General features: G+C 63.2%; 9 protein-coding genes. All 9 read right to left on the reverse strand.

Annotated features, from left to right (window positions below; all coding sequences use genetic code 11):
- Positions 1-182: 182 nt before the first annotated feature.
- The 9 genes from EKM85_RS11040 to EKM85_RS11080 all read right to left on the reverse strand — a co-directional run bounded on the left by EKM85_RS11040 (position 183) and on the right by EKM85_RS11080 (position 9,639).
- The gene (locus tag EKM85_RS11040) at positions 183-815 is read right to left on the reverse strand and encodes a hypothetical protein (protein WP_125586901.1); all 633 of its coding nucleotides are present in this window, start codon (positions 813-815) and stop codon (positions 183-185) included.
- A gap of 152 nt (positions 816-967) precedes the next feature.
- Positions 968-1,489 carry a GNAT family N-acetyltransferase gene (locus EKM85_RS11045; protein ID WP_125586903.1) on the reverse strand — a complete coding sequence of 174 codons (522 nt, stop codon included), beginning with the start codon at positions 1,487-1,489 and terminating at the stop codon, positions 968-970.
- Between the two features lie 17 nt (positions 1,490-1,506).
- The gene (locus EKM85_RS11050; RefSeq protein ID WP_125586905.1) at positions 1,507-1,761 is read right to left on the reverse strand and encodes a hypothetical protein; all 255 of its coding nucleotides are present in this window, start codon (positions 1,759-1,761) and stop codon (positions 1,507-1,509) included.
- Between the two features lie 99 nt (positions 1,762-1,860).
- Positions 1,861-2,517, reverse strand: coding sequence for a DUF421 domain-containing protein (locus tag EKM85_RS11055; RefSeq protein ID WP_125586907.1), 657 nt, complete (start codon positions 2,515-2,517; stop codon positions 1,861-1,863).
- A gap of 160 nt (positions 2,518-2,677) precedes the next feature.
- Complete coding sequence (locus EKM85_RS11060) at positions 2,678-3,001, reverse strand: hypothetical protein (protein WP_125586909.1); 324 nt, start codon at positions 2,999-3,001, stop codon at positions 2,678-2,680.
- Positions 3,002-3,996: 995 nt separating this feature from the next.
- The gene (locus EKM85_RS11065; RefSeq protein ID WP_125586911.1) at positions 3,997-6,825 is read right to left on the reverse strand and encodes a cation-translocating P-type ATPase; all 2,829 of its coding nucleotides are present in this window, start codon (positions 6,823-6,825) and stop codon (positions 3,997-3,999) included.
- 316 nt (positions 6,826-7,141) lie between these two features.
- Positions 7,142-8,017, reverse strand: a complete 876-nt coding sequence (locus EKM85_RS11070; protein ID WP_125586913.1) for a class A sortase — start codon at positions 8,015-8,017, stop codon at positions 7,142-7,144.
- On the reverse strand, positions 8,001-8,822 hold the full coding sequence (locus tag EKM85_RS11075) for a class C sortase (RefSeq protein ID WP_125586917.1): 822 nt from the start codon (positions 8,820-8,822) through the stop codon (positions 8,001-8,003). The genes EKM85_RS11070 and EKM85_RS11075 overlap by 17 nt, the downstream gene beginning before the upstream one ends.
- A complete protein-coding gene (locus EKM85_RS11080; RefSeq protein WP_125586915.1) occupies positions 8,812-9,639 on the reverse strand; it encodes a class C sortase in 828 nt (275 codons plus the stop codon). Before EKM85_RS11080 ends, EKM85_RS11075 begins: the two co-directional genes overlap by 11 nt.
- Positions 9,640-9,781: the final 142 nt, after the last annotated feature.

A 9,781-nucleotide genomic window follows, 5' to 3' on the forward strand; every position in this document is an offset into this window, starting at 1 on the left:
ACGACCGAACTATCCAGAAATATTCTGGTAGAACGGTCGGCCTTTTTTTGCAGCTTCGATTTATGTCTCAGCCACTTTTACGTTTGGAAGAAGTATCGATAATGTGGGCCAGCTGCGTGAGTGACTGAAGCGCAAACATATAACTTATATTTTGGCGGCCACGTTGTACTTCCTGTTTTGCATCACGCCGTATGAGAAAAAGGATTGATGGCTCCGTATGCTTTTACGATTACCTCGCCAATCAGTGTTTCCACTTTAGAGAGATATTTGTTCGAGTCGAGCTCCCCTTTTCCAGAATCTAAGACCGGGATGATGACCGCGCCCGCAATTTCTCGGTTAATTCTCTCGGCGCATCTTTGAATGACGGCCTGATCCTCGTCGGAACAGTACCGTTTCACTAGCGCCTTCGCGGTGGCGTCGATCAGCATCTCATAGAGGCCGAAGAGGTCTCCGCTGGTGGTTGACTTCCCAACCACGACTATTTGCCCCTCTTGCGAGATTTCGACCCAGATGTAGCCGGAAAGTAACGTGTGAGCAGGTGTGGACAGGGCGTTAAGCTTTTGTTCGACGTCATTTTTTTGTTTCCCCACCTGTTCCGCATCAGAAAAGTCGAGGGGGATGTAAAAGATGTTGTCAACATCGACAGGAGAATCGGTTAAGAGACAGGCAGCTAAAGTGGCCAAGCCGGTGCCGTCGAGAGCCGGATCTTTCTTCAAGTGGCCACTTTCTGATTTGAGAAGAGATTTGATGTGGCTTGCAGCACTTTGCAGAGAACTAAACGAGAGCGGCTTGCGCGCTTGATCAGGGTCTGTCATAGAGGGACCTCCTTAGCAATTGGCAGCGTTGATGACTGGTCGAGCGATATTCACTCACAGTTTACACCCGCATTGTTGGAAACTGAACAAGCTGATTCTGCAGGAAAAAAGCGCGCCCACCAGTCGGCAGCCGCGCAATGAAGTAGACTCGCTTACAGTCCAAACGCCGGATCGTACACCAGCCGCCCGGCCACGTTGTACAGGCCGCCCTCGCGGATGGGCTTGATCATAAACTCAGGCCCGGCAAACGGGCCGGTGATGCCGTACTGGCTGGCGGGCTTGTAGCCGAAGCGGCCGTAGTAGGCGGGGTCGCCGAGGATGCTGATGGCGCGGCGCTCGTCCTCGCCGGCCTGCATCTCCAGGTACGCGATGAGGTTGCTGCCGACGCTTTGGTGCTGGGCGTCGGGCAAAACGGCCAGCGGCCCGAGCACGAACACGGGCCAAGTCTGCTTTTCACCGACGATGGTGGCCGCCGACAGCAGCGCGCTGCCGATGATACGGCCGGCGTCGTCTTCGGCAATGACGTCGTAGTCGGGGTGGTACGTGGCGCTTTGGCGCAATTTCTCGACGAGGTCGCCTTCGTGGCCGCCCTTGTGCGGGGCGCCGGCGAAGCCCTTAGTGATCACGGCAATGCTTTCAGCGTACTGACTCGGACTGATGGGTTGGATTTTCATGGTGGACTCCTTTTTCATTACGGGAAAAATAGCAGGGCGGCGAGCACACCGGCCGCCAGGATGAAGCCCCACGGCAAAAGCCGCTGGTAGACCGGCGGCGGGTTGCGCTTCATGGCCAAATACAGGCACAGCGCCCCCAGCGGCGGCAGCAGCAGCGCCAGCCAGCCGAGCTGCGGCCGAAACTGCAGGCCCAGCTGGGGAATCAGGTAGCCGGCCGTCAGCAGCAGGATCAGCAGCCAGTCTGGGGTGCTCGGTTGGGCGTTTTTCGCCATCTCGTCGTCCCTCTTTCTAAAGCCAGCGTAGCACAATCGCGGCGCGGGTGCCGCCCGGAAATGGAAAAGCCTGATTGCGGTTCGCGCAACCAGGCCTTTTCAATCTGCGCTGTCGGGATAAGCGACGAGCCAGAGCCGCCGGCCGTCCCACTCGCCGCAGAAAATCTGGGCGACGGGCGGCGCGCTCATCGCGGCCAGCTGGTCGTTGAGCCAGGCGTGGTCGTGCCCGCTTCGCCTGAGCGCCTCGTCTTTGATCTGGCCGCGGTCGATCAGGATGATGCTGAAGCGGTCGTCCTTGGCCTCCCGCACGCTCAGCTCGCCGTTGCGCTCAAACAGCGCCGACTCGACCACGTGCGGCCCGGCGATGCCCTGGCTCCGCAGCATCGTCTGCAGGCTGGTGGGGCTGAGCCCGGCCTGCCGGAACGCTTCGGGGCGCATCTGCCCGGCCTCGATCAGCTGGATGGGCGTCCCGTCGATCAGGGTGCGGAAGCTTTGAAACCGCAGGCGCAGGAAGCGGATCGCGACCAGAAGCAGCAGCCAGATCGACATAAACACGGTCAGGTCCAGCGGCTTGATGTTGCGGTTGAGCAGCGTCGTCCCGGCGATCGCGCCGACGACGAGGTTGCTGATTTTGTCGAACACCGTCACCGGCGCCAGACGCCGGCTGCCCGCCATCCGTGTGTAGATGACCAGCAGCACCAGGGTGGTCACCATCTTCCACGCAATGCCGAGGTAGTAGGGCCAATCGAGTGCCATCGCGGCCTCCTTTCTGTGCGTTCGGGCCGTCACCTTAAGTTTACGGGAACGGGCGAAGCGGACGCAAAGGAGAGGGGCGAATTTCCCGGGAAAAGCGGCTGGGGCAAGCGGGCAACCGCGCACAATAAAAAAATCCCGGCCACAAGGGTCGGGATGCGCCTTACATCAGTGGTTCGTAAATCAGTTCGATCAGGTTCTTGTGCAGGGCCACGTTGATGCCGGCGATGGGCTGGTCGAGGATCTTCTGGTACTCTTCCAGTACATCGTTGGGCAGCGGCGTCAGCAGGTGCAGGTCGTCGATCACGTCACTGGACGTGTCCGTGGTACTCAGGTCGGTGAAGAGGTCGATCTTGCTCATGCAGTCGGCCAGCAGGTCACTGAGCTGCGCTTGCGGCTTACCGTTGCCGTCGATGATCACGACTTGCGAGTGGTTTAGCGGCTGGTGTTCGATCTGAAGCAGTTTGATAGCGCGATAAACGTTCACGATTTTCACCTCACAGAATTGTTACTCCGATTGTAGGCATTCCGCGGGGAAAATACAACGGGGGATGCCGGCGTGACCGGCCGGGACGGGGCAGGGCCTCCGCGGGGAGGGGCTGGAACGTGGTGGCCGCCGCTTCGAGCCTCGCTTTGCGAGTCTCTCAGTCGGGGCTTGTTCTAAGCCGACAAGTCGGCTAAGAACAATTTCACCACTGAGCCCCTCCCCGCTCCGGCCCTGCCCCTTGCCACACTGCGACGCCGTTCCCCAAAGCAGGTGAGTGATAACCAGAATTCGGCCCGGGTTTTGATGGACATAAGCGGATGAGCCATTCAGTCAGCGTGTGAACATATTTGCTTTGCAGAGTGGCTGCCTCGCAGTAGTCACGAGGCGATTAAATACTTGAGTTAGCGAAAAGGCTGGGGGTGCCGACGATGCGGAACTAGAACGGTGGCCATGAGCTCGCGCTTTGCAACAGGCGGCCTCAGCTCGGCCGACTGTGTACGGCAAGTTGCTAACTCGAGGATTGATTTGTCCACAAGTGATTCGCTGTTCTCAGCCAACAAGATGACAGACCGTGCCGGCCGACCGTGATGCGGGCCTAATCCTCGCTCCCGCCCTGTTTCTTGCCATGCTGGATATACTAATTACCCTGGATCAAGGCGACAAGGTGGGCTTAGTCTGTATACGCGATACTTCTCTCTCGGTCCACCTTTAAGCTCGCATGATTGGCCAGGGAACTCACCGAGTATATCCATCTTTTTGTAATGTGGGTGGGCTGACTCGCGCGACTCACCGCGGGGTTAAGCGTCTCGGGTGGACGGCGCGGCAGGGGATGGCCGGAGATAAAATGGGCTCAGCAGTGAAAAACTTGTTGGCGGCTCTGCCGCCTACAAGTTGGCCCGACTGAGAGACCGCGTTTTTTGCGGGCTCGAAGCGGTGCCCACTGCGTTCCAGCCCAATTTTATCGGAGGCCATCCCCCAGCCCACCCGCCCAAGGCCTACTCAGCTTCCGGCGCCTCCGCGGCCACAGGCGCTTTTGCCTGCTTGCGGGGGCGGATCAGCCAGTAGAGTTCCTTGAGGCCGGAGAGGAGGAAGGTCGGGACCGCCGGGAGGAAGATCACGGCCGCGTAGAGCGGGGTGGTGAGTGGCGCGGTGCCCATGACTTCGTTGAAGAACGGCATCACGGTCACCAGCAGGGATGCCGCGGCGGCGAAGGCCACGGCCATCAGGAGGCGCGGGTTGTTGAAGGGGTTGCGGCGGAACAGCGTGCGGGTGCTGCGGGCGTCAAAGACGTGCCACAGCTGGCCGAACACCAGGGTCAAAAACGCGAGACTCTGGGCCTGCGGGGCCGTCATGCCCTGGCTTGCGCCCCAGACGAAGGCGACGTAGACGAGCCCGCCCATCACCGTGCCGCGCAGGAAGATGCGGGCGAGCATGCCGGAGAGGATCGACTGCTTCACGTTGCGCGGCGGCCGGCGCATCAGGTCGGCCTCGGGGACATCGTAGCCCAAGGCGAAGCTCGGCAGGGCGTCGGAGATCAGGTTGACCCACAGCACCATCAGCGCCGTCAGCGTCGGCGTGGTCGCGGCGACCTGGCCGATCGGCTGGGTCATCAGGAGCACCCCGAACAGCAGGGCCAAGACCTCGGCGACGTTGGTGGTCAGCTCGTGGCGCATGAAGTTTTTAATGTTGGCAAAAATGGTGCGGCCCGCCCGGACGCTGTTTTCGATCGTGGTGAACTGGTCGTCCAGCAGGATCAGGTCGGCGGCGTCCTTGGTCACCTCGGTGCCGTTGATGCCCATGGCGATGCCGATGTCCGCCGCGCGCAGGGCCGGCGCGTCGTTGATGCCGTCACCGGTCATCGCGACGGTCTCGCCGTGGCGCTGCAGGGCGTGGACGATGCGCTGCTTGTGCTCCGGCGACACGCGGGCGTAGACGCGAATGTCCGGCGCGAGGCGGAACAAGGTGGCGTCGTCCATCGCTTCCAGCTGCTTGCCCTCGATCACGCGGGCGTTGGGGTCCTCGACGATGCCCAGTTTCAAGGCGATGGCGCGGGCGGTGACGGCGTGGTCGCCGGTGATCATGACCACGTTGATGCCGGCCTGGTGCAGCTCTTTGACGCTTTGGCGCACTTCCGGCCGCGGCGGGTCGATGATGCCGGCGATGCCCAGCAGGGTGAGGTGGGCCTCGAGCTGCGCGGTGGTGCCGTGCAGCGCCAGGTCCTCGTCGATGTCACGCACGGCGACGGCGAGGGTGCGCAGGGCCTGTTCGGCGAAGCGGTTGACCTGCGCCTCCACCGCGGCCTGGGCGTCCTTGATCGGGACCAGGGTGCCGTGGTCCTCCACGGCGTCGGTTTTGGCCAGCAGCACGTCCGGTGCGCCCTTGGTCAGCACCTGGTAGCGCCCGGCGTCCTTGATGACGACACTCATCATTTTGCGTTCGGAGTCGAACGGCAGCTCGCGAATGATGTCGATGTCCAGGGCCTGGTCCTTGTTCAAAACGGTGTCGCGGTCCACGCCGGCCTTGTGCCCCATCACGATCAAGGCGACGTCGGTCGGGTTGCCGTAGGGCTGGCTGCGGCCGTCCTCATCGGCCTGGATCGCCGCGTCGTTGTTCAGCACGCTGGCCAGCATGAAGCGGGAGAAGCCGGGGGTGTCGGCCTCATCGTCGGGCAGGATCTCTCCGACCGGCTCGTAGCCGTCGCCTTCCACAACGTAGCTGGCGCCGTTGGCGTAAAAGCGCACGGCGGTCATCTGGTTGCGCGTCAGCGTGCCGGTCTTATCCGAGGCGATGTAGCTGGTCGCGCCCAGCGTCTCCACCGAGTTCAGCGACTTGATCAGGCCGTTGTTCTTGGCCAGCATGGTCGCGCCGATGGTGAGGACGATCGACAGCACCGCTGGCAAGGCGTCGGGGATGGCGGCCACGGCCAGTGCGATCGCGGTCGACAGGGATTCCGCCAGCACGGCAAACGAGAGCTGGCCGGTCTGCTGCACGGCCTTGGCCATTTCCAGCACCAGGGTGAAGCCGACGATGATGATGGCCACCACCATCAGCTTCTTGGATAAGGCGGCGATGGTGCGCTCGATCGGGGTCTTCTTGGTTTCGACCTGGTTCAGCAGCGTCGCGATTTTCCCCAGCTCCGACTGCATGCCGGTCGCGACGACCACGCCCAGCCCGTTGCCGTGAGTCACGGTCGCGCCGGAAAAGCCCATGTTGGTGCGGTCGCCGATCTGCGCGTCGGCCGGCAGCGCGTGGGTCTGCTTCTGGACGGGCTCGGCCTCGCCGGTCAGGTGCGCCTCGTTGGTCTGCAGCTCCGCGACGTGCAGCCAGCGGACGTCGGCCTCGATGAAGTCGCCGGTCTTGACGCTGACGATGTCGCCGGGCACCAGCTGGGCGGCCGGGACGGTCTCCCACTCGCCGCCGCGCAGCACCTTGGCGTGGTGGTCGGCCATGACCTTCAGCGCGTCCAGCGATTTCTGGGCGCTTTTGGCCTGCCAGAAGGACAGCCCGGCGTTGATGGCGATCAGCAGCAGGATGGCGATGCTTTCGTACACCGCGGCCATGCCGTGGGCGGGGTCGTTGCGCACGAAAAAGTCGTAGCCGGCGCTGGCCCAGGCGAGCCCCACCGCGATGAATAAAATGATCACCAGTGGCTCCTTGAGGCTGAGCAGGAACTGCTTCCAGGCCGGGACGGCCTTGGCCTGCGTCAGCGCGTTTGCCCCGTACTGCTGCAGGCGGGCGGCCGCCTCCTGGGGGGTGAGCCCGGTGCTGCGATCCGTGTGCAGATGCGTCAGGATGTCTGCCTTGTGTTCGTTGTGAGCATTCATCTTATTCCTCCTTGAGAAGACAAAAGGGCGCAGTGGCCAAGTCGCTTTCCTCCCCGAGAAAGCAAACTTGAGCGCTGGGCCCAACCGAATGTCTAATATGATTTAGTTATATCTTACCCAAACGATAAATATCCTGTCAAGTTTACCGCCTCAACCAGTGCGGTTGGCGGCCAGGGCGCAAGTGCGCGGGCGGGACGAAAATGGTCCCCCCAGCCCGGCGGCCGGAGGGATCCGAAAAAAGTCCCGCAGTCCGGCGGCTAGAGGGACCCAAAAAAAGTCCCCCAGCCGGAGGGGCCGGGGGATCCGGGCGCGTGGCTCAGCGCGGCCGCTGCGGCCGGCGCGGGCCTTTGGCGAACACGTACCCGGCGCTGCAGCCCAGCAGGAGCACGAGGTTAACCAACACCAGCCCCCACAGCCAGCCGTCAAGCCGGCGCTGGGCCACGGTGCGCGCCAAGGCGGCCGTGGTGAGCGTGACCGGAGTGGCCGGCTTTTTACTGGGCTGGTGCGTGGTCACCCCCAGCGGCTTGGCCTGGGCGGTCTGCTTCAGCGGCGCGCGGCTGACCAGCAGGCCGATGACGACGCGGCGCAAGGTGGTGCCGCGCGGGCCTTCACAGCGGATCAGGGTGATGCGCGCGTCGCTGGTGTCGGTCAGGACGCTGACCTGGTCCTTGCTGACGACCTGGTTGACGGCGACGCGGTACGTCCACACCGTGTTCAGGTCAGAGGCGAGGATCGTCGCGCCGCGCTTGACGTGGTTCAGGGCGTTCAAAAGGCCGCTGCCCTGGAGGTAGTGGTGGGCGACCAGCGCGGTGTTGCCGCGGCCCAGGCGCCGCTCGGGGTAGTACATGGCGGTGCCGGTGCTGAGGGTGTTGTCGTTGATCTGGTTGTAGATCGGCAGGCTGATGCCCACGCTGGGCACGGCGACGCGGCCGACCCCGGCGCGCTTGACCAGGCGGGCGGTCTGGCCGCTGGCGACGGTGAGGGTGCGCAGGTCGGCCTCGGCGATCTGCCGGCGCTTGGCCTCCGCGACGGGGCGGCTGGCCCTGAGGTTGGCCTGCTGGCGCGCGGCCTGCCCAAGCGAGATGGTGGTCTGGGGCGCCTGCAGGAGGTGCTGGTAGCCGGCCGCGACCAGCGCGATGCTGAGCAGCATGACCAGCGCCGGGGCGGTGAACCATTTAACGAGTCTGCGCATGACGACGCCTCCGTCCCCACAGGGCAAGGAGCAGCAGGAGCAGGAAGGCCCCGATGACCGCCAGCCAGATGTGCTCGACGCTCCAGAACGTGCGGTCGGCTACCTTTTTGGCGGCGGCTTTTTTCAGCGGCACCCGCTTGGCGTAGACGATCAGGCGGTGCGAGTTGACGAACAGCGGGGTGCAGGTCATCAGCGCGATGCGGGCCTTGCCGGGCTGCACGTAGAAGGCCTTGACCGCGGTGGGGGACTTGGGGTCGACCACCTTTTTGCCGGTGACCGCGTAGGCGTGGCGCGCGCCGAGGACGTTCACGTAGATCACGTCGCCGGCCTTGAGGTAGCGGATGTTGTCGAAAAAGATCCGGTTGGCCAGGCCCGAGTGGCCGGTGATGCCGCCCAGCGTGTTCTTGCCGCCGGTGGGCAGGCTGGTGAACGGCAGGGTCCCCAGCGCGCGGCTGAGCACCCAGTCGGAGTCGCCGAAGTAGATGGTCATCGCCTTGAGCTTGATGGCGGGGATGTCCAGGTAGCCGATGGGGTCCTTGAGGTCTTTTTGCAGCGCGGTGATCGGCACCTTGGTCGCTGGCTTGCCCTGCTGCTGGGCGTAGATCATCCGGTTGTAGGCCGCGATCTTGGCGCTGAGGCCGCCCGGCCGGGGGATGTACGCCTGCTCGTAGGTGGTTTCGTGCTGCGCGCGCTGGGCGGTCTGCTGCCAGTCCAGGGCGAAGGGAAAAATGAACAGTGCGATGCCCAGCAGCAGCGTGGCAATGAGCACGGCGTTGATCAGGCGCGACTTGCGGTTATTTTTCATGGGTGGCACCTCGCTTGCGCTGCTGCCAGAAGAACACGGCCAGCAAAATGAGCATCAAAAGCAGGACGGCGGCGACCCAGACGTGGTCCAGGCGGAAGAGGTCGCGGCGGTGCGTCGGCGTGCGGCTGGCGACCTGCAGCGGGATCCGCTTGCCGTACACCAGCAGCCGCTGGGAGTTCACGAACAGCGGGGTGCAGGTGAGGAGCACGACGCGGTCTTGGCCGGGCTGCACATAGACGGACCTGAGCGCCGCCTTGTCATCCGGATCCACGACCTTGCGCGTGTAGACCTGGTAGGCCTTGCGGACGCCGAACGTGTTCAGGTAGAAAACGTCGCCGGTTTTCAGGTAGCGGATGTTGTCGAAGACGATGCGGTTGGCGAGGCCCGAGTGGCCGGTGACCACGGCCAGGGTGCTTGGGCCGCCGCTGGGCAGGCTGGTCTTGGGCATCGTGCCGGCGCCGCGGCTCAGCGCCCAGTCCGAATCCCCGTAGTAGATCACCGTTTTGGCGATGTGGGCGGCCGGCACGTCGATGTAGCCCAGCGGGTCGTGCAGGTGCGGCTGGATCTGGCCGATCGCGATTCTTTTGGCCGGCACCTGGCCCTGCTGCTCGGCGGCGATCATCTGGTTGTACTGGGTGAGCAGCTGCGCCTGGGCGCCGGGCTGTTGGGCCTGCTGGCGCTCGTAGGTGACGGCGGCCTCCTGGTTGCGGTGCGTCAGCCACGCGTCGTAGCCGAACGGCAGCAGGAGCATGATCACGCCGACGACAAACAGCGTGCCGAAGACAACATAGAACAGGCGGTCTTTGCGTTTGGCCATGACGCGGCTCCTTTCTGCGTGGCGACGTTTTCATTCACAATATCACAAAGGCTCTAGGCGAGGTATGAAGTGCAATAGAAAAGTTAGACGAATTAGAATTTGAATTAAGCCACGATGACTTGTTCCCGATACTCAACCGGGG

It is taken from the genome of Lacticaseibacillus jixianensis (genome assembly GCF_003946485.1).
GTDB classification, from domain to species: Bacteria; Bacillota; Bacilli; order Lactobacillales; family Lactobacillaceae; genus Lacticaseibacillus; species Lacticaseibacillus jixianensis.

Excerpts from the sequence above, each read along its gene's own strand:
- EKM85_RS11080 (WP_125586915.1), bottom strand. The coding sequence starts at position 9,639 with ATGGCCAAACGCAAAGACCGCCTGTTCTATGTTGTCTTCGGCACGCTG.
- EKM85_RS11040 (WP_125586901.1), bottom strand. The coding sequence starts at position 815 with ATGACAGACCCTGATCAAGCGCGCAAGCCGCTCTCGTTTAGTTCTCTG.
- EKM85_RS11075 (WP_125586917.1), bottom strand. The coding sequence starts at position 8,822 with ATGAAAAATAACCGCAAGTCGCGCCTGATCAACGCCGTGCTCATTGCC.
- EKM85_RS11055 (WP_125586907.1), bottom strand. The coding sequence starts at position 2,517 with ATGGCACTCGATTGGCCCTACTACCTCGGCATTGCGTGGAAGATGGTG.
- EKM85_RS11070 (WP_125586913.1), bottom strand. The coding sequence starts at position 8,017 with ATGCGCAGACTCGTTAAATGGTTCACCGCCCCGGCGCTGGTCATGCTG.
- EKM85_RS11050 (WP_125586905.1), bottom strand. The coding sequence starts at position 1,761 with ATGGCGAAAAACGCCCAACCGAGCACCCCAGACTGGCTGCTGATCCTG.
- EKM85_RS11045 (WP_125586903.1), bottom strand. The coding sequence starts at position 1,489 with ATGAAAATCCAACCCATCAGTCCGAGTCAGTACGCTGAAAGCATTGCC.
- EKM85_RS11065 (WP_125586911.1), bottom strand. The coding sequence starts at position 6,825 with ATGAATGCTCACAACGAACACAAGGCAGACATCCTGACGCATCTGCAC.